This window comes from Polaromonas glacialis, from assembly GCF_000709345.1.
Classification (GTDB): domain Bacteria; phylum Pseudomonadota; class Gammaproteobacteria; order Burkholderiales; family Burkholderiaceae_C; genus Polaromonas; species Polaromonas glacialis.
Genome location: NZ_KL448323.1, coordinates 1,966,024 through 1,988,811 on the forward strand (window position 1 = coordinate 1,966,024; position 22,788 = coordinate 1,988,811).

General features: G+C 63.0%; 26 protein-coding genes. 16 read left to right on the top strand and 10 right to left on the bottom strand.

Annotation, left to right across the window (positions count from 1 at the left end):
• The 3 genes from EC86_RS0109775 (at position 1) to pdxH (ending at position 1,842) form a co-directional block, all read left to right on the top strand.
• On the top strand, positions 1 to 549 hold the full coding sequence (locus tag EC86_RS0109775; RefSeq protein WP_051676144.1) for a gamma-glutamylcyclotransferase: 549 nt from the start codon (positions 1 to 3) through the stop codon (positions 547 to 549).
• A gap of 84 nt (positions 550 to 633) precedes the next feature.
• Positions 634 to 1,149, top strand: a complete 516-nt coding sequence (locus EC86_RS0109780; protein WP_029525461.1) for a superoxide dismutase family protein — start codon at positions 634 to 636, stop codon at positions 1,147 to 1,149.
• A gap of 45 nt (positions 1,150 to 1,194) precedes the next feature.
• On the top strand, positions 1,195 to 1,842 hold the full coding sequence (pdxH, locus tag EC86_RS0109785) for a pyridoxamine 5'-phosphate oxidase (protein WP_029525462.1): 648 nt from the start codon (positions 1,195 to 1,197) through the stop codon (positions 1,840 to 1,842).
• A 15-nt stretch (positions 1,843 to 1,857) separates the two neighbouring features.
• Here pdxH and folK read toward each other — a convergent pair whose 3' ends face one another.
• From folK to hda, 4 genes are all read right to left on the bottom strand, one after another.
• Entirely contained in the window at positions 1,858 to 2,403 is a 546-nt protein-coding gene (gene folK, locus EC86_RS0109790; RefSeq protein ID WP_051675807.1) for a 2-amino-4-hydroxy-6-hydroxymethyldihydropteridine diphosphokinase, read from the bottom strand.
• Between the two features lie 176 nt (positions 2,404 to 2,579).
• A complete protein-coding gene (pcnB, locus tag EC86_RS0109795; protein WP_029525464.1) occupies positions 2,580 to 4,226 on the bottom strand; it encodes a polynucleotide adenylyltransferase PcnB in 1,647 nt (548 codons plus the stop codon).
• A 111-nt stretch (positions 4,227 to 4,337) separates the two neighbouring features.
• Positions 4,338 to 5,000 (bottom strand): HAD family hydrolase, encoded by a 663-nt coding sequence (locus tag EC86_RS0109800; protein ID WP_084181261.1) that lies wholly within the window; start codon positions 4,998 to 5,000, stop codon positions 4,338 to 4,340.
• Positions 5,001 to 5,293: 293 nt separating this feature from the next.
• A complete protein-coding gene (gene hda / locus EC86_RS0109805) occupies positions 5,294 to 5,980 on the bottom strand; it encodes a DnaA regulatory inactivator Hda (protein ID WP_029525466.1) in 687 nt (228 codons plus the stop codon).
• Positions 5,981 to 6,254: 274 nt separating this feature from the next.
• On the opposite strand from hda, the gene purM reads away from it, so the two are divergent.
• Positions 6,255 to 7,286 carry a phosphoribosylformylglycinamidine cyclo-ligase gene (purM, locus tag EC86_RS0109810; protein WP_029525467.1) on the top strand — a complete coding sequence of 344 codons (1,032 nt, stop codon included), beginning with the start codon at positions 6,255 to 6,257 and terminating at the stop codon, positions 7,284 to 7,286.
• Between the two features lie 88 nt (positions 7,287 to 7,374).
• Here the strand turns inward: purM and EC86_RS0109815 are convergent, their stop codons facing one another.
• Complete coding sequence (locus EC86_RS0109815; RefSeq protein WP_029525468.1) at positions 7,375 to 8,163, bottom strand: hypothetical protein; 789 nt, start codon at positions 8,161 to 8,163, stop codon at positions 7,375 to 7,377.
• A gap of 251 nt (positions 8,164 to 8,414) precedes the next feature.
• Between EC86_RS0109815 and EC86_RS0109820 the strand changes: the two genes are divergently transcribed.
• Together EC86_RS0109820 and EC86_RS0109825 are read left to right on the top strand one after the other, a co-directional pair.
• Complete coding sequence (locus tag EC86_RS0109820; RefSeq protein ID WP_029525469.1) at positions 8,415 to 8,687, top strand: type II toxin-antitoxin system TacA family antitoxin; 273 nt, start codon at positions 8,415 to 8,417, stop codon at positions 8,685 to 8,687.
• Positions 8,684 to 9,178, top strand: a complete 495-nt coding sequence (locus tag EC86_RS0109825; protein WP_029525470.1) for a GNAT family N-acetyltransferase — start codon at positions 8,684 to 8,686, stop codon at positions 9,176 to 9,178. Before EC86_RS0109820 ends, EC86_RS0109825 begins: the two co-directional genes overlap by 4 nt.
• 126 nt (positions 9,179 to 9,304) lie before the next feature.
• Here EC86_RS0109825 and EC86_RS0109830 read toward each other — a convergent pair whose 3' ends face one another.
• Positions 9,305 to 9,637 (bottom strand): type II toxin-antitoxin system PemK/MazF family toxin, encoded by a 333-nt coding sequence (locus tag EC86_RS0109830; RefSeq protein ID WP_051675808.1) that lies wholly within the window; start codon positions 9,635 to 9,637, stop codon positions 9,305 to 9,307.
• Complete coding sequence (locus EC86_RS0109835) at positions 9,634 to 9,882, bottom strand: hypothetical protein (RefSeq protein ID WP_029525472.1); 249 nt, start codon at positions 9,880 to 9,882, stop codon at positions 9,634 to 9,636. Before EC86_RS0109835 ends, EC86_RS0109830 begins: the two co-directional genes overlap by 4 nt.
• 156 nt (positions 9,883 to 10,038) lie before the next feature.
• Here EC86_RS0109835 and EC86_RS0109840 point away from each other — a divergent pair, with 156 nt between their 5' ends.
• From EC86_RS0109840 to EC86_RS0109850, 3 genes are read left to right on the top strand one after another with little or no spacing between them, the layout of a single operon-like run.
• Positions 10,039 to 10,335, top strand: a complete 297-nt coding sequence (locus EC86_RS0109840; protein WP_029525473.1) for a BrnT family toxin — start codon at positions 10,039 to 10,041, stop codon at positions 10,333 to 10,335.
• On the top strand, positions 10,316 to 10,633 hold the full coding sequence (locus EC86_RS0109845; RefSeq protein ID WP_029525474.1) for a BrnA antitoxin family protein: 318 nt from the start codon (positions 10,316 to 10,318) through the stop codon (positions 10,631 to 10,633). Before EC86_RS0109840 ends, EC86_RS0109845 begins: the two co-directional genes overlap by 20 nt.
• 18 nt (positions 10,634 to 10,651) lie before the next feature.
• Complete coding sequence (locus EC86_RS0109850; protein WP_029525475.1) at positions 10,652 to 11,848, top strand: MFS transporter; 1,197 nt, start codon at positions 10,652 to 10,654, stop codon at positions 11,846 to 11,848.
• A gap of 66 nt (positions 11,849 to 11,914) precedes the next feature.
• Here the strand turns inward: EC86_RS0109850 and EC86_RS0109855 are convergent, their stop codons facing one another.
• Together EC86_RS0109855 and murJ are read right to left on the bottom strand one after the other, a co-directional pair.
• A complete protein-coding gene (locus tag EC86_RS0109855; protein WP_029525476.1) occupies positions 11,915 to 12,766 on the bottom strand; it encodes a SirB1 family protein in 852 nt (283 codons plus the stop codon).
• 94 nt (positions 12,767 to 12,860) lie between these two features.
• On the bottom strand, positions 12,861 to 14,426 hold the full coding sequence (gene murJ / locus EC86_RS0109860) for a murein biosynthesis integral membrane protein MurJ (protein ID WP_029525477.1): 1,566 nt from the start codon (positions 14,424 to 14,426) through the stop codon (positions 12,861 to 12,863).
• A 271-nt stretch (positions 14,427 to 14,697) separates the two neighbouring features.
• Between murJ and EC86_RS0109865 the strand changes: the two genes are divergently transcribed.
• From EC86_RS0109865 to rpsT, 7 genes are all read left to right on the top strand, one after another.
• Positions 14,698 to 16,767, top strand: a complete 2,070-nt coding sequence (locus tag EC86_RS0109865; protein ID WP_051675809.1) for a TonB-dependent receptor family protein — start codon at positions 14,698 to 14,700, stop codon at positions 16,765 to 16,767.
• A gap of 62 nt (positions 16,768 to 16,829) precedes the next feature.
• Entirely contained in the window at positions 16,830 to 17,495 is a 666-nt protein-coding gene (locus EC86_RS0109870; RefSeq protein ID WP_036772054.1) for an ankyrin repeat domain-containing protein, read from the top strand.
• Positions 17,496 to 17,723: 228 nt separating this feature from the next.
• The gene (locus tag EC86_RS0109875) at positions 17,724 to 19,484 is read left to right on the top strand and encodes a pyrroloquinoline quinone-dependent dehydrogenase (RefSeq protein WP_051675810.1); all 1,761 of its coding nucleotides are present in this window, start codon (positions 17,724 to 17,726) and stop codon (positions 19,482 to 19,484) included.
• A 74-nt stretch (positions 19,485 to 19,558) separates the two neighbouring features.
• Complete coding sequence (locus tag EC86_RS0109880; protein WP_051675811.1) at positions 19,559 to 20,128, top strand: cytochrome c4; 570 nt, start codon at positions 19,559 to 19,561, stop codon at positions 20,126 to 20,128.
• Between the two features lie 22 nt (positions 20,129 to 20,150).
• A complete protein-coding gene (locus tag EC86_RS0109885) occupies positions 20,151 to 20,699 on the top strand; it encodes a cytochrome b (RefSeq protein ID WP_036772057.1) in 549 nt (182 codons plus the stop codon).
• 48 nt (positions 20,700 to 20,747) lie between these two features.
• A complete protein-coding gene (locus tag EC86_RS0109890; RefSeq protein WP_029525483.1) occupies positions 20,748 to 21,695 on the top strand; it encodes a beta-propeller fold lactonase family protein in 948 nt (315 codons plus the stop codon).
• Between the two features lie 114 nt (positions 21,696 to 21,809).
• Positions 21,810 to 22,130, top strand: coding sequence for a 30S ribosomal protein S20 (rpsT, locus tag EC86_RS0109895; RefSeq protein WP_029525484.1), 321 nt, complete (start codon positions 21,810 to 21,812; stop codon positions 22,128 to 22,130).
• Positions 22,131 to 22,268: 138 nt separating this feature from the next.
• Here the strand turns inward: rpsT and EC86_RS0109900 are convergent, their stop codons facing one another.
• On the bottom strand, positions 22,269 to 22,586 hold the full coding sequence (locus EC86_RS0109900; protein WP_029525485.1) for a DUF3579 domain-containing protein: 318 nt from the start codon (positions 22,584 to 22,586) through the stop codon (positions 22,269 to 22,271).
• Between the last annotated feature and the right edge of the window lie 202 nt (positions 22,587 to 22,788).

The following is a 22,788-nucleotide window of genomic DNA, read 5'->3' on the forward strand; positions in this document are numbered from 1 at the left end:
ATGCTCGACGCCGCAATCCGGGAATGGGGCGGCCAGACCGACTTGTGGGTCTTTGGCTATGCATCGCTGATCTGGCGGCCCGAATTCGAATCGGCCGAAGAGCGTTTTGCCACCCTGCACGGCTACCACCGCGCGCTGAAAATGTGGAGCCGCATCAACCGCGGAACGCCTGCGCTGCCAGGCCTGGTGTTTGGCCTGCTGTCGGGCGGCAGCTGCAAGGGAATGGCCTATCGGCTGCCCAGGGACCATGTTCCCGATGTCCTGCCCGCCCTGTGGGCGCGCGAAATGCCCAACGGCGTCTACGACCCGAAGTGGCTGCGCTGCCGCACCGCGCAGGGCGACGTCAGGGCGCTGGCCTTCACGCTGTCCCGGCGCAGCCCCAACCACACCGGCGTGCTGAGCGAAGACCACTACCGGCAGATATTTTCCAGTGCCTGCGGCCGTTACGGCACGACGCGCGACTATGCGCAGCTGACCTATGACAAGCTTCGCATGCTCGGCATTGACGACCAGGCGCTGGGCAGGCTGCTGCAGCTGGCCGGGCACTGACAGGCAGCGCACATTCAACCGCTCTGGCGTGAATCGTCACACCGGCCGGCCTTCCAGCTTGAACAACAACCCCAGGGAGACTTCATGACACGCACCTTCATCCTGCTGGCCAGCGTGCTGGCACTTGGCGCCTGCGCCAGCACCACCACGGGTCCGCGCGCCGTGGCCCAGCTGCAAAATACCACCGGCAATACCGCCAGCGGCTCGGTCACCTTCACCCAGAGCGGCGACAAGGTGCTGGTTTCCGGCATGGTCAGCGGGCTCAAGCCCAATGCCGAACACGGCTTTCACCTGCATGAAAAAGGCGACTGCTCCAGCGGCGACGGCATGAGCGCGGGCGGCCACTTCAATCCAACCGGCCAGCCCCACGGCCAGCATGCCGCCATGGCCCATCACGCAGGCGACCTGCCCAGCCTGAAGGCCGATGCCAGCGGTGTCGCCCGATTCAGCTTCGAGTCCAGGGGCATTTCCGTCGGCAGCGGCGCAGGCAACATCGTCGGACGGGGGCTGATCGTTCACCGCGATCCCGACGACTACACCACCCAACCCACCGGCAACTCCGGGCCGCGTCTGGCCTGCGCCGTGGTGACCCCAAGCTGAATCTTTACCGGCACGAATCTGGCACCGGACTTTATACTCCGGGCCATGCTTGACCACACCTCCATTGCCGACCTTCGCAAAAGCTACGAGCGCGCCGAACTCAATGAAGACGCCTCGCATGCCGACCCGCTCAAACAATTCGACCAGTGGCTCGGCGAAGCCATCTCGGCCCAGGTGCCCGAACCCAATGCGATGACGCTGGCCACTGTGGGCAGCAATTTACGGCCGTCCACCCGCGTGGTGTTGATCAAGGGCTTCGATGCGCAAGGCATTGTCTGGTACACCAACTACGCCAGCCGCAAAGGGCTTGAACTGGCCGGCAACCCGTATGCGGCGCTGCAGTTCCACTGGGTCGAGCTGGAACGCGTGGTGCGCATCGAAGGCGTGGTGGAAAAGGTATTGGATGAAGAAAGCGACGCTTACTTCCACAGCCGGCCGCTGGACTCGCGCATCGGCGCCTGGGCGAGCCCTCAAAGCGAGGTGATTTCCGGCCGTGGCGTGCTGATCGCCAATGCCGCCAAATTCGGCGCCAAATTCATGCTGCAGCCTCCGCGCCCGCCACACTGGGGCGGCTACCGCCTCAAGCCCGACAACTGGCAATTCTGGCAAGGCCGAAAAAGCCGCCTGCACGACCGCCTGCGCTACACGCTGCAGGACGATGCCCGCTGGCTGCGCGAACGCCTGGCGCCCTGAACCGTTAAACCGTCGTCAGGGGCTGTCCGGCAAACCGTCCAGCCGCGCTATGGCCTGGTGCGCCACGGCAGACAGCTGTTCAGCCTTGACCTGATCAGGTGCGATTTCAGCCAGCGGCACCAGCACGAAGGCCCGCTGCGTCATGCGCGGATGCGGCACGGTCAACCGGGCCGAGTCGATGCGGGCGCTGCCATACAGCAGCAAGTCCAGGTCCAGCGTGCGGGGCGCATTGCGGTACGGCCTTTCGCGCCCGGCCTGCAATTCGAGCGCTTGCAACGCATCGAGCAGCGCGGGTGCAGTCAAACCGGTTTGCAGCGCCACGACCGCATTGATGTAATCGTTCCCAGGTGCGGGCGCTTCGCTGCCGGAATCGGTGTCCAGCGGCGCGGTTTTATAAAAACTGGACACCCGGCGAACCTGCGTGAGAGGCAGCGCCTTGAGCGCGTGGACCGCCTGGTGCAGCGCCGCCACGGCATCGCCGAGGTTGGCACCCAAGGCAATACAGGCGGTCACCGGCTCGCGCCCAGCGGTTTCTTTTTCCTGCGGTTCGCCCAAACGCATGGCAGGACTTTTCGCGCTTAGGGAAGCAGAAATTTCCGATGTACCCATGTCATGCCGGGCTTGACCCGGCATCCATGAATTCGGGGCCATGGATTGCGGGTGCTGAAACCCCGGACCTGATCCGGGGCCGCAATGACAGCCACTTGGAACCTGCACTTTTGCAATTTCCGCTTCCCTTAGTGGTCGGCTGTTGGCGAAGCGCCGGTGGACTGGGGCGTGTCGCCGCTGCCCTCCTGGCCCTCGGCCGCACGGCTGGCGGACTTACGGCGGCGCCGGCGTTTCTTGGCCGGGGCGGCATCGCCTTCCTGCAAGGGCAGTTCCAGCCCGTCACCGTCACCCGGGCTGCTGCCGGACGATAGCGCTGGCGCCGTGTCAACGGGCCGAGCGCCCTCGTCGGCAACGGCCCGCTTAACGCGTGTGCGCGCCTGCGGCTTTTTCTGCTGCGTCTCGCGAATCGCCTCGATCATGTCGTGGCGCTCGTCGTCATAGGCGGTGCTGAACTTTTCCCACCATTCGCCCAGCGCCGGGTCGATCTCGCCGATCTGGCCTCGCAGGCGCAAAAAGTCAAAGCCCGCCCGAAAGCGCGGCTGCTCCAGAAGCGAATACGGCGCATTGCCCACGCGCTTTTCAAAACGCGGCTGCATGGTCCAGATTTCGCGCATGTCGATGCCCAGCTTGCCGCGTCCCGACACATCGCCGATCTTGCTGTTGAACGCCTCGTCAATCGCGTCCTGCAGCGCCGGCATCGGGGGTTCATTGCGCTTGAGGCGCCGGTCCCAGCCGCTGCGCACATCGGACCAGAGCACGCATGACAGCAAAAAGCTGGGCGCGACCGGCTTGCCTTCGCCGACGCGGCGGTCGGTGTCCTGCAGCGCCAGTTTCAGGAACGGGTCGTCGGACATTTCAACCACCACGTCGAGCAGCGGGTAAATGCCGGTGCCCATGCCGAGCTCCTTGAGCTGGGCGATGCTGGCCAGCGAATGGCCGGTCTGCAGCAACTTCAGCATTTCGTCGAACAGCCGCGACTGCGGAACGTCGGCCAGCAGGCCGCACATTTCCTTCAGCGGCGCCGCCGTTTTTTCCTCGAACTTGAAGCCCAGCGCATTGAGCTTGGCGCCAAAACGCACGGCACGGATGATGCGCACCGGGTCTTCGCGGTAGCGCAGCGCCGGGTTGCCGATCATGCGGACGATCTTTTTCTTCGCGTCGCCAATGCCGTTGTGGTAATCGACGACGACTTGCGTTTCCGGGTCGTAGTACATGGCGTTGATGGTGAAGTCGCGCCGCGCGGCGTCTTCCTCCATCGGCCCCCAGACGTTGTCGCGCAGCACGCGGCCCGACGCATGCACGGCATGCTTCATGCCGGCGAGTTCACTCTTGCTGGTGCGCTCGTTGCCGCCGACCTGCTCGGCCAGGGCATTGTCCATGTGGGCGCGAAAGGTCGAGACCTCTATCACCTCATGCTCGCGGCCCCGGCCGTAGATGACGTGGACGATGCGAAAGCGCCGGCCGATGATGAAGGCGCGGCGAAACAGCGACTTGACCTGCTCGGGCGTGGCGTCGGTGGCCACGTCGAAGTCCTTCGGCCGCAGGCCCACCAGCAGGTCGCGCACCGCGCCGCCGACGATGTATGCCTCGAAACCCGCCTGCTTCAGAACATGCACCACGTCCATGGCGCGTTCGTCCACCAGCTTGACGTTGATGCCGTGGTCCTTGAACTCGATGTCGTGGCGTTTGCCGAAGGGGGACTTTGGAATCCGTTTGGAAGGGGATTCGGTGCCGTCGGCTTTGCCGAACAGCTTGTCGATGAATTTTTTGATCATGAAATTTAAAAATTTGAGGGAGATGCCGCCCCTTGGCAGCAAGCGTTGTCCCTACGCGCTTCAGGCCGGAGGCGGCCGCCGCTGCCCGGCGGCAAGCGCCATCCTTGGCGCTTAAAACAGGTCAAGTATGCGCCATCCGCGTTCAGTGGCCAGTGCCCGCAGGCGCGGGTCGGGGTTGGTGGCGACCGGATCGGTGACCTTTTCCAGCAGCGCCAGATCGTTCATCGAATCGGTGTAAAACGTCGTGTGCACATCGTCCCAGCCCAGATTCCGGGCGGTCAGCCATTGTTCCATGCGCGTGACCTTGCCTTCCCTGGCCGACGGCGTGCCCCGGATTTCGCCGGTCAGCTGGCCCCGGGCGTCGCGCTCCAGCTCAACCGCGATCAGTTCCGATACGCCAAAGGCATCGGCAATCGGACGGGTCACGAATTCGTTGGTGGCCGTCACGATGACCAGCTCGTCGCCGGCCGCGCGGTGCCACCCGACCAGTTCCAGCGCCTGGCTTTTTATGGCTTTATGCACGATCTCGCTCATGAAGCGGGCGTGAGCAGCTATTGAATTTATAGCGCCTTGTTTGCGGATGGCCTGGGTGGCAAAACGCACATAGTCATGGATGTCGAGCGTTCCGGCGCGGTATTGCTCAAAGAACTCGGCATTGCGGCGCTTGAATTCGGTCGCGTCGCACCAGCCCAGCGCAATCGTGAACTCGCCCCATTCGTAGTCGGAATCAATCGGGATCAGGGTGTGGTCCAGATCAAATAACGCCAGTTTCACACGTGCCCCCACGCTTTTCACTTCGTGTAATGCGCTGCCCCCCGGGGGGGCTGTGCTTGCTTGGGGCGGCCCGGCGCGGTGAACTTCACCCCCACGCTCGCTCACTGCGTGTGGCTCGCTGCCCCCCGGGGGGGCTGTGCTTGCTTGGGGCGGCCTGGCGCGGTGAACTTCACCCCCACGCTCGCTCACTGCGTGTGGCTCGCTGCCCCCCGGGGGGGCTGTGCTTGCTTGGGGCGGCCTGGCGCGGCGCACGTCTTGCTCCTTGCCTGCTTTGTCAGCATTCACCTCAACCGTCATTCCGTCTCCAGCATGGTTTTGATCAGCGGGATCGTGATGGCCCGCTTGGTTTGCAGCGCGTAGCTGTCGAGCTTGTCGAGCAGTTGCATCAGGCTGCCCAGGTCGCGCGAAAAGCGCGTCAGCATGAAATCCATCACCTCGCCGCCGAGCAAAAAGCCGCGCGCGTCGGCTTCCTGCTTGATCACGGCGCGCCGCTCGTCGTCGCTCAGCGCCTGCAGGGCAAACACATGGCCCCAGCCCAGGCGGGTGCGCAGGTCCTCGCGCAGCGGCAGATCGGCCGGCGGCACATTGCCGGCGGCCACCACCCAGCGCGGGTGGCCGTCGTCGGTGCTCAACGCATTGACGAACCAGTTGAAGGCGGTTCGCTGCTGCGCTGCGGAATAAAGGTGGCAGTCGTCCATGATGACGGCCGACCACGATTCGTTGAACTCCGGCGGCTCCAGCATCGACGCATCCATCCAGCCGCTCGAAGCGCCCTGGTCGCGCAAGGCTTGGCTGACCGCCTTGAGCAGATGCGTCTTGCCGCTGGCTTCGTCGCCCCAGAGGTAGGTCGGCACAGGCGACTCCGGCGGACTTTGCGCCCATGACGCCAGCTGCCGTACCGCCGCTTCATTCGGTCCGACGAAAAAATTGGCAAACGCGGGGTCGGATGCGAGTCCGATGTCCAGGGCAAGTTGTTTCATGGCTGGCTTGGCGGTTCGCATCCCGGCTTCAGAGGACACGCGAAAGGCGCCTGGCGGCCGGTGCGCGGGTCGGGCACCAGGTCGCGGTGCGTTGGGGGATCAGGGTAGGTTGCATGAAGCCTTGGAATGCGCTGGCCCGCAAAGGGCCGGCAGAAGCTAGGGGGATAGCCTTTAGAATCTCAGGCTGGATTCTATCGGGCTTGGCCAGCCGGCTCCCGACCACCGCCCTGCCCCTTCGAGCTTTCCCGGCTCCCACCGCATTACCCCCGACACCATGACCACTACCCCCCTTTCCTACAAAGACGCCGGCGTTGACATCGACGCGGGCGACGCCCTGGTTGAACGCATCAAGCCGCTGGCCAAGAAAACCATGCGCGAAGGCGTGCTGGCCGGCATCGGCGGCTTTGGCGCCCTGTTTGAAGTGCCCAAGCGCTACAAGGAGCCTGTGCTGGTCAGCGGCACCGACGGCGTGGGCACCAAGCTCAAGCTGGCCTTTGAATGGAACATGCACGACACCGTCGGCATCGACCTGGTCGCCATGAGCGTCAACGACGTGCTGGTGCAAGGCGCCGAGCCGCTGTTTTTCCTGGACTATTTCGCCTGCGGCAAGCTCGACGTGGACACCGCCGCCGCCGTGGTCGGCGGCATCGCCAGGGGCTGCGAGCTGAGCGGCTGCGCGCTGATCGGCGGCGAAACCGCCGAGATGCCCGGCATGTACCCGTCGGGCGAATACGACCTGGCCGGTTTTGCCGTCGGCGCGGTAGAAAAATCCAAAATCCTGACTGGCAAGGACGTGATACCGGGCGACGTGGTGCTCGGCCTGGCCAGCAGCGGCGTGCATTCCAATGGTTTCAGCCTGGTGCGCAAATGCATCGAGCGCGCTGGCAGCGACCTGCCCGCCACGCTGGACGGCAAGCCGTTCAAAGAGGCGCTGATGCAGCCGACCCGCCTGTACGTGAAGAACGTGCTGGCCGCGCTGGCCGCGCACCCGATCAAGGCGCTGGCCCACATCACCGGCGGCGGCCTGCTGGAAAACATTCCCCGCGTGCTGCCCGAAGGCACGGCGGCGCACCTGGTCAAGGGCAGCTGGCCGCAGACCGAGCTGTTTGCCTGGCTGCAGGCGACTGCCGCGATTTCGGATTTTGAAATGAACCGCACGTTTAACAACGGCATCGGCATGGTCGTGGTGATCGACGCGGCCAGCGCCGCCGCCTGCGCCGACATGCTGCGTGACGCGGGTGAGACGGTTTATGAGATTGGGGTGATTGCGGCTCGGGGTGAGGGGGCTAGCGTTACTGTGGGCTGAAAAATTTCAGGCTGGGGCATGTGACCGCAAGGCCAGAATGGGGGAAGGGAAATGTTGCAATGCAAGACTTGACCCCATGCTTTTACACTCAACGAAGTTTGGTGTTGGAACAACGATCCAACAATTTATAAGCTACAGCAATAGTGGCAGATTTGGCGTTTGACGACGCAAAATCCATTCTGGATAGACCAAACAACAACCCACCTGCTACGGCTAATGCTCCGACTTGCACCATCGGGATACCCACAAATGCAGTCGTTATCCACACCATAATTCCGACGCCCGTGCTTGTTGCGATGAGTGCAGCTTGTATAACCAACGCGGCACCAGCCATGCCTAAGCCAGTTTTTTGCAACATGCGAAAAACATCAGCGAAACTTTTCTTTCGCCCATCCAGCAAGCTTTCGACAGTCTTGAAAGTGATTCTGGAATCCTCACTATCACCAATCAACTCCACATACCTCTCTTGCCATTGACGAAAGAGGCCAATGAAATAATTGTTGATATCAGCGTCTTTGCTGCCACGAGTCCGAATAATTCGATCCAAATTAAGATTTAGTTCCTCGCGCAACAGACTCGTAGGCAACCGAGGTGATCCTTCAATTTGCTCAATCTGGACATATTCCTCTCGACCCGCCTCGTAAGTCCACCCTTTGGCACCGTTGCCAATCGCTGTCGTCAATGCTTTGTCAAAATCAACAACGCCAAACGTATTCTGAAACGCGGCCATTGCCGTGGACCCGTTTTTTACCAAAGCCGTGATTTTTTCGACCCTACTTGCTGGATCCTGGCCGGAAACAAGTCCAGAAACAAGCTTTCTTGCGAGTGGGAGACCAATTTCTTTGCCAAGAACCCCAATCAAAAACGATAGTGCCATCAAGCCTCCTGAAAATATAGTGTTGCCACAGATTATCTTTGACGGTTGAGCTTGCGGTAAGTCAACGCAGTCTCTATTGCAACGATGCCAGCTGCACCACCATCATGCAGCGTTCACGAGCCATGCACCCCGTTTGCCTCCCTTTCTGGATATCCAACTCTGCTTCGCCGCTCACCCCAATCGTATTGACAACAGATACACACCATAATACAATTTGTGTATCTAATCCATCTACATCCAAGGAGCAACCCATGCGTGACGCCGCCATCAACCTGCGAGCCTTGCCCGAGCAGCGTGACCTGATCGATCACGCTGCCAGCCTGCTGGGCAAGAACCGTTCGGATTTCATGCTCGAAGCCGCCTGCGACCGTGCGCGGACGGTCGTGCTGGATCAGGTCTTTTTCAGCCTGGACGCCGACAGGTTCAAGCAATTCACCGCCATGCTGGACGCGCCCCCCGGCCCCAATCCTGGGCTCGAACGCCTGATGGCCGTAAAGTCGCCCTGGAATACCGGCACGGCATGAACTTGCTGCTGAGCGCACCGCAAGCACTCGCGGCGACCCATCTCCTGGACGGATTCACCTGCGGGGAAACCAGTCTCAATGAATGGCTCACGCGCCGGGCGCTGGCCAATCAGTTCAGCGGGGCCAGCCGCACGTTCGTCGTCACGGATCAGGACGGTCGCGTTTTCGGCTATTACGCGATGGCAGCCGGGGCTGTTTCTCACCTGATGGCCACGAGTGGCGTGCGACGGAACATGCCCGACCCTGTCCCGGTAATGGTGCTGGCTCGCTTGGCGGTTGACCATCGGGCGCAGGGTATCAAGCTCGGAGCCGCCTTGCTGCAAGACGCCGTCAATCGGGCTGTGGCCGTGTCACACAACGCCGGGGTCCGGGCATTGCTCGTTCACGCCCTTCACGACCGGGCCAAACAGTTCTACGAGCACTATGGTTTCCAGGAATCGCCGCAGCACCCGATGACATTGATGCTGCGCTTGAACACGCTGCAGGCCTGACGGGTCGCGGCGTATTGAAACTGCACTGTTCAACAGCGAGCAAAGTAGTCAAGGAAATCCCCCATGACCCGACCCGCCAGCCCCGGCATTGATAGGGTCAGGTCTTGCATTGCAATATGCCACCATTCACAAGCCATGCACCCTGCGCACGCCATCCTCCACAACCGCCATGTCCTCCGCGCGAAGCGCGCCCAGCAGTTTGCCAATGCGGGTTTTATCAATGGTGCGAATCTGATGGCACAGGGCCATGGAGCTTGCCTTGCCCGCAGAGGGCACCGGAACGATTAACGGGGCAAGCGCCCGTGGGGATGAGGTCAGCGGCACCACGCCCACGGTGCGTAGCTGCCGGTTGTAGGCCGTCAGGGTCAACACCGCGCAAGGCCGGGCGTTGCACTGTTGTTCGCTGCCGATGGTGGGGTCAAGATTGACGCGATAGATGCTGCCGCGCTCAATATTCATGGGGTCGGCTCGGACAAGCCGTCAAGCGACGTCGCATCCCACAGCAACGCATCGGCTCTGGCTTCGGCGAAATCGGGGTGGGTGGCGAACTCGCTGGCCACGGATTCAAGGCTTTGCTCGTGGGGTTCAAGAAAACTTTCCATCAGGGATTGCACTGTTTTGCTGCGCTCACTGGAGGGCACCAGCGCATTGAAGCGTTGCAAAACCTCAGCTGCGATGGAATAGGAGGCGCGTAGGGCTGGCATGAAAATCCTGGTTATGCAGAATTGCGGCGTGAAAAATAGGGCAATGCCACCATCAGTCAAACACGGCGTGAAGCACGCAGAGTGATGTTGACTGCCAGTTGTGGACTTAACTTGCTATTCTTTTGAAAACTTATAAAAATGTATTAACAATATCGGATGACAACCAAATTCGAATGGGATATCGCCAAGGCACAAAGCAACTTGCACAAGCATGGCGTCGCCTTCGATGACGCCATCGCCGTGTTCGCAGACCCGTTCGCCATGATGAGCCAGGACCGGATCGAAGGCGGCGAGTTGAGCTGGCAAACATTGGGCAGCGTCGGCGGCTATTGGTTGCTGCTGGTGGCGCATACCGTTGGCGAGGATGGCGAAGGAATCGAGATCATCCGGATCATTTCGGCACGAGCCGCTGACCGCAAGGAGAGAAAACGCTATGAAAACCAAGCTGGTTAAACGAGAAATTGACTTGCAGAGCCCATCACCGCTCAGCGAAGAGCAACGGGCCAGACTGAGCGTGCTGGCCAAGATGCCGGACAGCGACATCGACTACAGCGACATTCCGCCGCTGGGCGATGATTTCTGGAAGAACGCCGTTCGCAATCCGTTCTACAAGCCAACCAAGCAGGTAACGACCGTACGGGTTGATTCCGATGTTTTGCTGTGGCTCAAGGGCCAGGGTAAAGGCTACCAAACGCGGATCAACGCCATCCTGCGCGAGGCGATGCTGCGGGCCATTCACGACAAGGCTTGAACCATTTCTGTCTCCCCAATGACCCAACCCGCCAGCCCCCCTCCCCGCCTCCCCGCCGCCATCTGGGCGCTGGGCTTTGTCAGCCTCTTGATGGACATTTCTTCGGAAATGATCCACAGCCTGCTGCCGGTCTTCATGGTCACGGTGCTGGGCACCAGCATGTGGGCTGTCGGGCTGATCGAAGGCGCTGCCGAGGCCACGGCGCTGATCGTCAAGGTGTTCTCGGGCGTGCTCAGCGACTACTGGGGCAAGCGCAAGCCGCTGGCGGTGCTGGGCTACGGCCTGGGCGCGGCCTCCAAGCCACTGTTCGCGCTGGCATCCACCACCGGCCTGGTGCTGGCCGCGCGGCTCATCGACCGCGTCGGCAAGGGCATTCGCGGCGCGCCGCGCGATGCGCTGGTGGCCGACCTGGCGCCGCCGGGCATGCGCGGCGCGGCGTTTGGCCTGCGCCAATCGCTCGACACCGTGGGCGCCTTCGTCGGCCCGCTGATCGCCATGGGCCTGATGCTGCTCTGGGCGAATGACTTCCGGGCAATTTTCTGGGTGGCGATGGTGCCGGGCTTCATGGCGGTGGCGCTGCTGCTGTTCGGCGTGCAGGAGCCCGAGCGCGTGCGCGTGACCGGCGAGGCGCCGCGCGTCAACCCGATCAGCAAAGCCAACCTGCGCCGGCTGAGCGCGCCCTACTGGCGCGTGGTCGCCATTGGCGCGGTGTTCACGCTCGCCCGCTTCAGCGAGGCGTTTTTACTGCTGCGCGCGCTGCAGGGCGGCCTGCCGGTGGCGTACACGCCGCTGGTGCTGATCGGCATGAACATCGTCTATGCCTTGGGCGCCTATCCGTTTGGCAAACTGTCGGACGCCGTCAGCCACCGCGTGCTGCTGGCCTGGGGGCTGGTGGTGCTGATCGCTGCCGATGCCGTGCTGGCGTCCGGCAGCAGCCTGGCCTGGGTCTCGGCCGGCATCGTGCTGTGGGGGCTGCACATGGCGATGACGCAGGGACTGCTGGCCACCATGGTGGCCGACACGGCGCCAGCCGACCTGCGCGGCACGGCCTTTGGTTTTTTCAACCTGGTCAGCGGACTGGCGATGCTGCTGGCCAGCACCGTGGCCGGTGTGCTGTGGGACCAGCTGGGCGCGCCGGCTACGTTCGCGGCAGGCGCCTTGTTCAGCCTGGCGGCGCTGGGGCTGCTGTGGCGCTGGCGCGGATTGACGCAATAACGCTACTTTAAAGGTAGCTGCTTGCGCCCTACCCGCCTGCGCAAAAGGGCTATTTTGCTTGTATTTTCAGTGGCCGGCGCGGCGCAACTGGCTGACGCGCGCGGCAATCGCGTCGGTGTCCAGCGCATCGTCGGCATGCGCCAGGTAAATTTCGAGGTCGGCAACGGCGGAACCCACGTCGCCCTGCGCCGCCCAGGCCAGCCCCCGGTCGCGGTATTCGGCCCAGGCGTCGGGCTGCAGCACGATCAGCCGGTCCTGCACGGCGATCAGGCGCGGCCAGTCTTCCTGGGTTTTGTGGATGTCCTGGAGGTTGCGCAGCATGCGGGCAATGATCTCGCGCGGCGGCGCCGACTGCAGGTACAGGCCCATCGGCACCTCGAACTCGTCGCTGATGGGGCTGCGCTGCCGGAAAGGCTCCAGCCGCTCGGCCAGTTCCTCGCGGCTCAGCGACTGGCCGTTGAACGGGTCGATCACCACCTGGCCCTTGGGCAGGTTGACCTTGACCATGAAATGCCCCGGAAAGGCCACGCCGCGCGCATTCAGGCCCAGGCCGACGGCCAGTTCCAGCCACAGCACGGCCAGCGTGATCGGGATGCCCCGGCGCGTGCGCAACACGGTGTTCAGGTAGCTGTTGTCGGGGTCGTAGTAGTCGTTGATGTTGCCGCCAAAGCCCAGGTCGCGGAAAAAGAACTGGTTCAGCGCGCGCAGGCGCTGCAGTTCGGGCGCATCAAGGGGCAGCCGGCGCTTGAGGCGGGCCAGCAGCTGGTCCACATCGCCCAGCACCTGCTCGACGTCCAGGTCGGGGTATTCGTCCTGCGCCAGGCTGACGGCGGCTTCCAGCAAGGGAAAATGCGCATCGCTTTGCACCAGGCTGGAAAAGTATTGAAGCGGCGACGGGACGGCAAAATTTAATGGCATGGCGCTACTTTCTCACAAACCGAACCCCAATGGGTATCAGTAAATACACCGCTGCTTGCGATTGGTCAAGCGTGACCGTGTCCACCCGGCCGCGTCAGCGCTTCAGCAGCTTGCGCAGCTTCAGGCCGGACACCCGGAGAACTATGAAATAGATAGCAGCAGAAGCAGTCAGGACAAGCGCAAGCAGCCCGATTCGTTGAAAATACTGGTGCTTCAGGCCGATCCAGTCCACGCCATCGGCGGCCCAGAGCAAAAACACCGCCAGCAGCGCGCTGGCCGAAAAGACCTGCAGGCCAAACAGCACCCAGCCCGGCGCCGGCGTGTAGCTGCCGCGCCGGATCAGCCCGACCAGCAGGCTCAGCGCATTGATCAGCGCGCCGATGCCAATCGCCAGCGCCAGTCCGGCATGCTGGAAATACGGCACCAGCGCCAGGTTGAGCAGTTGTGTGATCACCAGCACGACCACGGCGATTTTCACCGGCGTCTTGATGTTCTGGCTGGCATAAAAACCCGGCGCCAGCACCTTGATGGCGACCAGCCCGAGCAAGCCTGCGCCGTAGCCCATCAGCGCGGTGGTGGTCTGCTGCACGTCGCGATCAGTAAACGCGCCGTAGTGGTAGAGCGTGGCCACCAGCGGCTCCGAGAACGTCAGCAGCGCCACCGCGCAGGGAACGGCCAGCAGCACGACGATGCGCAGCCCCCAGTCGAGCATGGCCGAGTATTTGGCGGCGTCGCCCGCGCCCTTGGCGGCTGCCAGCTGCGGCGTCAGCACGACGCCGATGGCCACGCCCAGCATGGCGGTGGGAAATTCCATCAGCCGGTCGGCGTAGGTCAGCCAGCTGACGCTGCCCGGCGCCAGGTGCGAAGCGATCTGGGTGTTGATGAGCAGCGAGATTTGCGCGACGCTGACGCCCAGCAGGGCCGGCACCATCAGCTTGGCAATGTTCTTGCTGCCGGGCTCGGCCCATGCCGCCCGCAACGCCGACACGCTGAAGCCGATGTTCGGCATCAGGCCCAGCCTGAGCAGCGCCGGCACCTGCACGCCCAGCTGCAGCACGCCGCCCAGCATCACGCCGACGCCCAGCGCATACACCGGCTCGATGCCCAGCGACCTGAACCAGGGCGCGCCCAGCCAGGCCGCGCCGATCATCGACACATTGAGCAGCACCGGCGTGGCGGCCGGCACGGCAAAACGCCGCCAGGTGTTGAGCACGCCCGACGACAGCGCCACCAGCGACATGAAGGCGATGTAAGGAAACATCCAGCGCGTCATGACCACGGCCGCCGCATAGCCGCGCGGCTCCTGCTGCAGCCCGCTGGCCATGGCCCAGACCAGCAGCGGCGCGGCCGCCACGCCCACGATGCAGGTCAGCAGCAGCACCCAGGTCAGCAGCGTGGCGACGCGGTCGATGAGCAGCTTGGTGGCGGCATCGCCGTGCTGCGCCTTGTTGGCCGCGAGCACCGGCACGAAGGCCTGGCTGAAGGCGCCCTCGGCGAACAGGCGGCGAAACAGGTTGGGAATGCGAAAGGCCACATTGAAGGCATCGGTCATGGCGCTGGCGCCAAACGACGAGGCAATCAGCAGTTCGCGCACCAAGCCGGTGATGCGGGAGAGCAATGTGAACAGGGAAACGGTGGAGGCGGATTTGAAAAGTGACACCGCAGGAGTTTATGCGCTGCTTACAGTAGCAACGTCCGGCAACCAATTTGTCGAGTTCGGCTTGTGCAGGCACCAGCCCGGTGAACACCACATCAAAAAAAGGTTTTCCCTATGGCGCGCCAGGCCGGAACGGAGTTCACTTCGCCTATCGATTCACCCATTCACCCATTCACCCATGCATTCATTAGCCACGCCATGCCCAGCAACTGCACAACTGCTCCTTTTTCGCACAGCGCGCCCGTTGCTGCCTGGCGCAGTCCTTTCCCCTTGCATGCCTGCGCGCCACGGCGTCGGGCGGGCCTGCGCGGCCTTTCTTGCCATCGCCCTGGCGGCACCGGCGACCCGGGCGCAGGTAGGCGCGAACCCCGCGCTGCAGGAGGTAGTCATCAGCGCCAGCCGGGCCGAGCAGCGGCGCTTCGATGCGCCCGGCGCCATTGACGCGGTGCAGGTCGATCCGTTTCGCACCGCTTCCCCGCTGGTCAACCTGTCCGAGCTGATGGGCAGCGTGCCCGGCCTGCAGATTCGCGACCGGCAGAACTTCGCGCAGGATTTGCAGGTGTCGGTGCGCGGCTTTGGCACGCGCTCGACCTTTGGCGTGCGCGGCGTGCGCATTTTGATCGACGGCATTCCGGCAACCATGCCCGATGGCCAGGGCCAGGCCGCCACCGCCAGCCTGAGCTCGGCCAGGCGCATCGAACTGCTGCGCGGCCCGCTGGCCCAGCTCTACGGCAATTCGGCCGGCGGCGTGCTCCAGGTGTTCAGCAAGGACCCGCCGGTCACGCTTGAGAAACCTGAATACAGCCTCTCGGCCGGCGCAGGCTCCGACGGCCAGCGCCAACTGGCCGCAGGCATTGCGGGCGGCAGCGACACGCTGGGCGGGCTGCTCGACGTGTCGCGCTACGCGACCGACGGTTTTCGCGACCACAGCGCGGCCCGGCGCGAGCAGCTCAATGCCAAGGTCGTCGCCCGGCCGTCGGCGGACACCACGCTGACCGGCATCGTCAACCTGTTCCGCCAGCCGCTGGCCGAAGACCCGCTCGGGCTGACGCGTTCGCAGTTCCAGCAGAACCCGCGCCAGGTGGTGCCGGGCGCCATCACCTTCAACACCCGCAAGACCATTGAACAGAACCAGGCCGGCCTGGTGGCCGAACACAAACTGTCGGCCAGCGACACGCTCAATGCGCGCATCTATGGCGGCACACGCCAGGTGGACCAGAAACTGGCGTTCCAGGCCAACGGCGTGGTCAACCTCGACCGCAGCTACGGCGGCGTCGGCGCCAGCTGGACGCATGCGATGCAGGTCAACCAGCTGCCGGTGCGCTGGACCGTGGGCGTCGAGGCCGACCAGTTGCGTGAAACGCGCAAGGGCTTTGACAACCTTGCCGGCAACAACGGGGCGCTGCGCCGCAACGAGGACGACACGGCGCGCAATACCGATGTGTTCGGCCAGCTTGACTGGACCTTCACGCCCGACTGGCAGGCCATTGCCGGCGTTCGCGCCAGCCGGGTGCGCTTCAGCGTCGATGACCGCTTCAACCCGGGGGCCAGCAGCACCAGCGGCAGCGTCGAATACCGCAACACCAGCCCGGTCGTCGGCCTGGTCTGGCATGCCGCTGACACGCTCAATGTATACGCCAACCTGGGCACCGGATTCGAAACGCCGACGCTGGCCGAAAGCGCCTACCGCCCGGGCGGCGCGCCCGGACCCAACTTTGCGCTGAAAGCCTCCAAAAGCACGCAGGGCGAAATTGGTGTCAAGCTGCGCAGCGGCCCGCACAGTGTTGACGCGGCGCTGTTCGAAGCCCGCAGCCGGGACGAAATCGTCTCGTCGCAGTCGAGCGGCGGCCGCGCGATTTTCCAGAATGCCGACCGCACCACCCGGCGCGGCCTGGAAGCGTCATGGTCGGCCCGCTGGGCCGGTGGCCTGGAAACACGCCTGGCCTACACCCTGCTCGATGCCCGATTCAGGTCGTCCTACGTTGGCGCGCAAGGATTGGTTTCCGCCGGCAACCGCCTGCCGGGCGCGCCACGGCACAGCCTGTTCGCCGATGTACAGGCCAGCGTCACCGAGTCGGTCAAGGCCGGGCTGGAAACGCGCCTGGAGAGCAAGACCTACGTGAACGACCTCAACAGCGATGCCGCGCCAGGCTACGCGGTCTTCAATGCGCGGCTGAGCCGGGAATTTAGCTTCAACGGCGCAAAAATGCTGCTGTACGGCCGCATCGACAACCTGCTGGACAAGACCTATGCCGGGTCCTTGATCGTCAATGACAACAACGGCCGCTATTTCGAGGCGGCGCCGGGGCGGCGGCTGTTTGTCGGTGTCCGCAGCCTGTTTTAAGCTGCCATGGGCTGGACTTTCCAGTCCTTTCAATGTCGCCACTTTTACAAGGAGGAGATGTCATGAAAACCGTTTCGACCGTGAAGGTATGCCTGGCCTTGCTGCTCTCAAGCGCGGCCCTGATGCCCGCTTTCGCCCAGAAGGGCGCGGACAAGATCAACATCAATGGTGAACTCGTTTTGGCGGCCAGGGCGGGACGAACCGAACGCGTGGCGGCCCTGCTCGCCGATGGCGCGGCCGTCAATTCGCGCGACCGCAACGGCGACTCGCCGCTCAACATGGCGGCCAGCAAGGGCAACGAGGCGCTGGTGGATGTGCTGCTGCGCGTTGGCGCCGATGTCAACCTGGCCAATATCTCGGGCGTCACTCCGCTGATGGGCGCGGCCTTCAAGGGCAATGCATCGATGGTCCGCAAGCTCATGGCGGCTGGCGCCAGAATCGAGCCGCTGGACCGCGTCAGGAAAAATGCCGCCATCTATGCGGCCGGCGTGGGCTGCAGCGAATGCCTGGCCGAATTCCTGCGCGCCGGCGCCCCGGTCAATGCCCGCCTGGACAATGACGAGACGCTGCTGATGTGGGCCGCCGGCTACGGCCACGTGCAAACCGTGCGCTTTCTGCTCGACCAGGGCGCCGACCGCAGCCTGAAGGACAACCGTGGAAAAACCGCTGCTGACATGGCGCGCGAAGGCAATTTCAGCGCCGCCGCCAGGCTGCTGGAAAACAGCTGAAGCGGTGTCGCCGGGCGCACGGCGGGCGTTGCGTACTCAATTGCAACAATTGAAAGGAAGTCGGCTCCAGCCCCTCAAAAAACATCGCAGGCACATAATTTTCAGTCGATCCATGCATCTGAAGAATTAACAAACCGGGGCAGCGTCGTTCTGCTGCATGTGCTGGCCACCCGCTGAAGCATGGTTCGCTGTGTGATTGGCGGCGGGGGCCACGCTTGAGGAGACAACATGATTCGACTCCAACATCCCGCAGGGCTGGCCGCCCTGCTTGCCTTGTGCGTGGCGGGTGCCGCGCAGGCGCAGGAAATACAGCAGCAAAAAGGCAAGGCCGCCGCGCCAGCGGCCATCAAGGCCGTCAGCGTCTCGCAGGCGCAGCTCAACAACTCAGGCCAGCAGGCCAAGGACTGGCTGCAAACCAACGGCTCCTACGCGCAAACCCGTTATTACCCCGGACAGCAGATCAATACCGGCAACGTCAAGAACCTCAGGCCGGAATTCAGCTTCCAGACCGAGGTGCGCGAGTCGATGGAAACCGCGCCCATCGTGGTCGATGGCGTGATGTTCATGACAACTTCGTTCAACCACGTCTATGCGCTGGACGCCACGACGGGCCAGGAGTTCTGGCACTACAAGCACAAGATGGGGCCGTTCACCACCTTCTGCTGTGGACCGAACAACCGTGGCGTTGCCATCGAGGGCGGCAAGCTGTTCATGGGCACGCTCGACGCCAAGCTGGTGGCGCTCGACGCGCAAAGCGGCAAGCTGCTGTGGGAAACCGAGATTGCCGATCCGGAAAAAGGCTACAGCGAAACGATGTCGCCGACCGTGGTCGAGGGCAAGGTGCTGATCGGCACCAATGGCGGCGAATACGGCATTCGCGGCTTCGTCAAGGCCTTTGACGCCAAGGACGGCAAGCTGCTCTGGACCTTCCACTCCATCCCTGAGAAGGGCCATGAAGGCGTGTGGGCCGAAAACGATGCCACCGGCCGCAACATGCACCGCGACATCAAGGCCGAAAAAGAGCAACTCGCGCGCGACAGCAGCTTCTACCAGACGCTGGGCGGCGGCGTGTGGATGAACCCGGCCGTTGACCTGAAGACCCGGACGATCTTCTTTGTCGTCGGCAACCCTTCGCCCGACCTGTATGGCGCCGAACGCCCCGGCGACAACCTCTACACCAATTCACTGGTGGCCGTCGATCTGGACAGTGGTCAATACAAATGGCATTCCCAGTACATCGCCCATGACGTGTGGGACCTCGACGCGGTCAGCCCTCCTATCCTGACCAATGTGAAGGACGGCACTGGAAAGATGATTCCTGCCGTCATTCATGGTGGCAAAACGGGTCATATCTACGTACACGACCGCAAAGACGGCAAACTGATCCGTTTTTCAGATGCCATGATTCCGCAGGAAAACATGTGGGTGTTGCCCACGGAAACCGGCGCGCGCATGCTGCCCGGCGCCAACGGCGGCGTGGAATGGTCGCCGATGGCGGTCAACGAGAAGCTTCGCATGGCATATGCGCTCAACCTGCACCAGCCCATGACCTACCACGTCGAAAAGGCGCCCTATCCGGGCGGAAAGCTGTGGCTGGGCGGCGCCTTCAAGACCATCGAGGGCGAGGAGCAATGGGGCCGCGTCGCGGCTGTCAACGTCGATACCGGCAAGATGGCCTGGAAGTTCGATTCCGCGCAGCCGCTGATCGGCGGCGCGCTGGCCACGGCGGGCAACCTGCTGTTCTATGGCGAAGGCAATGGGCTGTTCCGCGCGCTCGATGCGCGCAACGGCAAGCTGCTGTGGGAATACCAGTGCGGCGCGGGCGCCAACGCAATGCCGGTGTCTTACACGGTCAGGGACCGTCAGTACGTGGCCATGGGTTGCGGCGGCAATACCCAGCTCGACTTCAAGCGTGGCAACACCATGTTTGTCTATGCGCTGCCTAAAAACGTTGCGGCTGCAGGCCAGACCGCCGCAAGCCAGCGCTAGACCCAGCCATGCAGCGACGGTTTAAACGTCTGAATGGAGTCAGCTTGAAATTGCCCAGGCTTTCAGCGATTGCCATGGCCGGCCTTTTCAGCCTTTTGGCAGGGCTGGCCTGGCTGCCGGCTGCCGCGCAGGACATTGAAGCCGGCCGCGCCAAGGCGCAGGCGTGCGCAGCCTGCCATGGCGCCGATGGCAATTCAAGCACCGGAAATTACCCCAACCTGGCCGGCCAGACCTGGCGCTACCTCTACATCCAGCTCAAGGACTTCAAGGAAGGCCGGCGCAATGATCCGGTGATGAGCCCGATGGCAGCGCCGCTCAGCCGCGACGACATGATCAACATCGCCAACTACTTCGCCGCGCAAACCGCCAGGCCGTCCAGCTTCAATGCGGACGACGGGAAAGTCAGGCTGGGCAAGGCCAAGGCCGACGAAACCCTGTGCGCCATGTGCCACCTCGGTGGCTTCTCGGGCCAGAACGAGATTCCACGCGTCGCGGGCCAGCAATACGATTACGTCGTCAAGCAGCTGAAGGATTTCAAGGCCAGGAACCGCACCAACGATGCGGGCAACATGACCAGCGTGGCGCAGACCCTGAGCGAAGCCGACATCGAAAACCTGGCGCACTACATCACCAGCCTGCGCTAGGCGGGCAGCGCCGGACCCGGACATGCAAGCACGCTATACCCGCACCGCCATGCTGCTGCACTGGCTTGTGGCCGTTTCGCTGCTCGGCCAGTTTGCTTTCGGCTGGTACCTGGAAACCATTGCGCGCGGCGTTCCGGCGCGCGGCTACTTTGTCAACCTGCACAAAAGCACCGGGCTGCTGATCGGGCTGGTGATCCTGCTGCGGCTTGGCTGGCGCCTGACGCATGCGCCGCCGCCGCTCCCGGACTCGGTCCCGCGCTGGCAGCAGCAGGCTGCGGCCGCCAGCCATTACCTGCTGTATGTGCTGATGCTGGTGATGCCGCTGTCAGGCTACATCGCCTCCAATTTCAGCCGGTTTGGCATCCACTTTTTCAACGCGGTCCCGTTGAAACCGTGGGGCATCGACAGCAAGCTGGTGTATGGCATCTTCAACCAGATCCACGTCGTCAGTTCGTGGCTGCTGCTGGCGCTGGTGATCGTGCATGTGCTGGCCGCGCTGAAACACCAGCTGGTGGACCACGATTCCGTGTTTTCCCGCATGCTGCCGCAGCGCTTGCCGGTTCGGCGATAAAGCGCGGATTCCTTCAACCCTTCAACCCTTCACGCACCGGAGCCGCTCATGAATATTCGCCAGCATTTGGCAGGACTGGCCACAGCGGGGCTGCTCGTCTGGTCAGCCGCGATCAGCGCCGCGCCCTTCGCCTATGTAGCAAATGAAGGGTCGGGCACGGTATCAGTCATCGACACCGCCAGCGACGAAGTGGTCGCGACCATCCCGGCCGGCAAAAAGCCGCGCGGCTTGGCCATCAGCGGCGACTGGCTCTACGTCAGCGACCAGCCCAACAACCGGCTGCAGATCATCGACCTGAAAATGCGCGCCGCCGCCGGAACCATTGCGCTCGGCGAGTCGCCCGAAGGGGTCTATGCGTCGCCCGATGGCCACTGGATTGCCGCCGCCATCGAGGAAAGCAATGCCGTGGCCATCACCGACACGCGGACCAACAAGGTGGCGTTCACGCTCCAGGTCAAGGGGCGCAATCCGGAGCACGCGGTCTTCAGCCCCGACGGCACCAAGCTGTTCGTCAGCGCCGAGGAAGGCGAAGCGGTGGACATCATCGACCTGGCAACGCGCGAGCAGGTGGCCCAGGTGGCCGTGGGCGCGCGACCGCGCGGCATCGGGTTTCTGCCCGATGGCAGCCGCGCCTACGTGGCCACCGAGAACAGCAACGAGGTCTATGTGATCGACACCGCCACCAGCAAGCTGCTCACGCACATCAAGGCGGGCCAGCGCTCGAACGGCATCAGCGTGCATCCCGACGGCAGCCGCGTCTATGTTTCCAACGGCGGCGAAGCCAGCGTGTCGGTGATCGACACGCGGGACAACCGCATCGTTGCCACCATCGCGGTGGGCCAGCGCCCCTGGAACATGGCCCTCACGCCCGATGGCAAAAAACTTTACGTTGCCAACGGCCGCTCCAACAGCATCTCGGTCATCGACACCGTGCGCAACGTCCGTCTGCGCGACATTGCCGTGGGCACGCTGCCCTGGGGCGTCGTCATCAAATAGGCTGGGCCAGGTTCACCGCGCTGCGCGGGCTTCAGGCAAAAAGCCCGCTATCGTATAATCGCGGGCTTTGCTGCATCATCCACAGACTCCTCCCAGGATTAAAGGAAATTTATTATGGCAACCGCCAAACCCAAGAAAAAGAACCCCCGTCTCGCCTCCGGCCGCAAGCGCGTCCGCCAGGACGTCAAACTCAATGCCGCGAACACCTCGCTGCGTTCCAAATACCGCACCGCTGTCAAGAACGTCGAAAAGGCCGTGCTGGCCGGCGACAAGGACAAGGCAAAAGACCTGTTCGCCAAGGCACAAAGCATTGTGGACACGATTTCCGACAAGGGCATCTTCCACAAGAACAAGGCAGCGCGCGACAAGAGCCGCCTGTCCGCCAAGGTGAAAGCCCTGGCCCTGAAACCCGCCCCAGAAACCGCAACCGCCTGATCATTCAGGCAAATCGCCCGGACTGACTTTTCAACAAGCCAGTCTGCCGTTTTGTCGGGTGCGCTGCAGCAAAAGTGAAAAAACCGCCCTATCGGGCGGTTTTTTCATGTCGGTACCCATCGGTGGCCGGAAAAAAGGTCAGCGTTTGGGCATGTCGGGAATCAGGCAGGCCTCGGCCATCTGCAGGTTGTTGTCCTTGGCGAAATTGAGCGCGAAGTCCCAGGCCATGGGTTCGGCATCGCGCAACTCGGCATTGACCACGACGCACTTGACGCCGTTGACCACCGTGGGAACGCACCAGGGTGAATACGTCAGGTGGCTGCCGCGCTGCGGGCCGCCGGGCCGGAACTGGCTCATCACGCCGCACAGCCTGTCGGCCCAGTCGCTGGGCCTGAAGGTCTTGCCGTCATGCGTGATGCCCTGAATGAAGACTTCTTTGGAGGAATTAAAGACCATCGGATGGAGGGGTTTTTGCGGGCCAAGGGTAAGGATAAACCCCATGCTGCGTCGCAAAAGAATTCTATCTTATATAAGACTCAGAACCGGTACGGGCACTCGCCGACGATTTCCGGACGGCGCATGGCTGTGATGCGGCATCGTCAACAAAGCCCCTGCAGAGTGCGCCTAAAATCAATTCAAGCGCGCTGATCTTTTGTCG

Coding starts and splice junctions, on each gene's coding strand:
- EC86_RS0109775 (WP_051676144.1), top strand. CDS start 1: ATGCTCGACGCCGCAATCCGGGAATGGGGCGGCCAGACCGACTTGTGG.
- EC86_RS0109780 (WP_029525461.1), top strand. CDS start 634: ATGACACGCACCTTCATCCTGCTGGCCAGCGTGCTGGCACTTGGCGCC.
- pdxH (WP_029525462.1), top strand. CDS start 1,195: ATGCTTGACCACACCTCCATTGCCGACCTTCGCAAAAGCTACGAGCGC.
- folK (WP_051675807.1), bottom strand. CDS start 2,403: ATGCGTTTGGGCGAACCGCAGGAAAAAGAAACCGCTGGGCGCGAGCCG.
- pcnB (WP_029525464.1), bottom strand. CDS start 4,226: ATGATCAAAAAATTCATCGACAAGCTGTTCGGCAAAGCCGACGGCACC.
- hda (WP_029525466.1), bottom strand. CDS start 5,980: ATGAAACAACTTGCCCTGGACATCGGACTCGCATCCGACCCCGCGTTT.
- purM (WP_029525467.1), top strand. CDS start 6,255: ATGACCACTACCCCCCTTTCCTACAAAGACGCCGGCGTTGACATCGAC.
- EC86_RS0109815 (WP_029525468.1), bottom strand. CDS start 8,163: ATGGCACTATCGTTTTTGATTGGGGTTCTTGGCAAAGAAATTGGTCTC.
- EC86_RS0109820 (WP_029525469.1), top strand. CDS start 8,415: ATGCGTGACGCCGCCATCAACCTGCGAGCCTTGCCCGAGCAGCGTGAC.
- EC86_RS0109825 (WP_029525470.1), top strand. CDS start 8,684: ATGAACTTGCTGCTGAGCGCACCGCAAGCACTCGCGGCGACCCATCTC.
- EC86_RS0109830 (WP_051675808.1), bottom strand. CDS start 9,637: ATGAATATTGAGCGCGGCAGCATCTATCGCGTCAATCTTGACCCCACC.
- EC86_RS0109835 (WP_029525472.1), bottom strand. CDS start 9,882: ATGCCAGCCCTACGCGCCTCCTATTCCATCGCAGCTGAGGTTTTGCAA.
- EC86_RS0109840 (WP_029525473.1), top strand. CDS start 10,039: ATGACAACCAAATTCGAATGGGATATCGCCAAGGCACAAAGCAACTTG.
- EC86_RS0109845 (WP_029525474.1), top strand. CDS start 10,316: ATGAAAACCAAGCTGGTTAAACGAGAAATTGACTTGCAGAGCCCATCA.
- EC86_RS0109850 (WP_029525475.1), top strand. CDS start 10,652: ATGACCCAACCCGCCAGCCCCCCTCCCCGCCTCCCCGCCGCCATCTGG.
- EC86_RS0109855 (WP_029525476.1), bottom strand. CDS start 12,766: ATGCCATTAAATTTTGCCGTCCCGTCGCCGCTTCAATACTTTTCCAGC.
- EC86_RS0109865 (WP_051675809.1), top strand. CDS start 14,698: ATGCCTGCGCGCCACGGCGTCGGGCGGGCCTGCGCGGCCTTTCTTGCC.
- EC86_RS0109870 (WP_036772054.1), top strand. CDS start 16,830: ATGAAAACCGTTTCGACCGTGAAGGTATGCCTGGCCTTGCTGCTCTCA.
- EC86_RS0109875 (WP_051675810.1), top strand. CDS start 17,724: ATGATTCGACTCCAACATCCCGCAGGGCTGGCCGCCCTGCTTGCCTTG.
- EC86_RS0109880 (WP_051675811.1), top strand. CDS start 19,559: ATGGCCGGCCTTTTCAGCCTTTTGGCAGGGCTGGCCTGGCTGCCGGCT.
- EC86_RS0109885 (WP_036772057.1), top strand. CDS start 20,151: ATGCAAGCACGCTATACCCGCACCGCCATGCTGCTGCACTGGCTTGTG.
- EC86_RS0109890 (WP_029525483.1), top strand. CDS start 20,748: ATGAATATTCGCCAGCATTTGGCAGGACTGGCCACAGCGGGGCTGCTC.
- rpsT (WP_029525484.1), top strand. CDS start 21,810: ATGGCAACCGCCAAACCCAAGAAAAAGAACCCCCGTCTCGCCTCCGGC.
- EC86_RS0109900 (WP_029525485.1), bottom strand. CDS start 22,586: ATGGTCTTTAATTCCTCCAAAGAAGTCTTCATTCAGGGCATCACGCAT.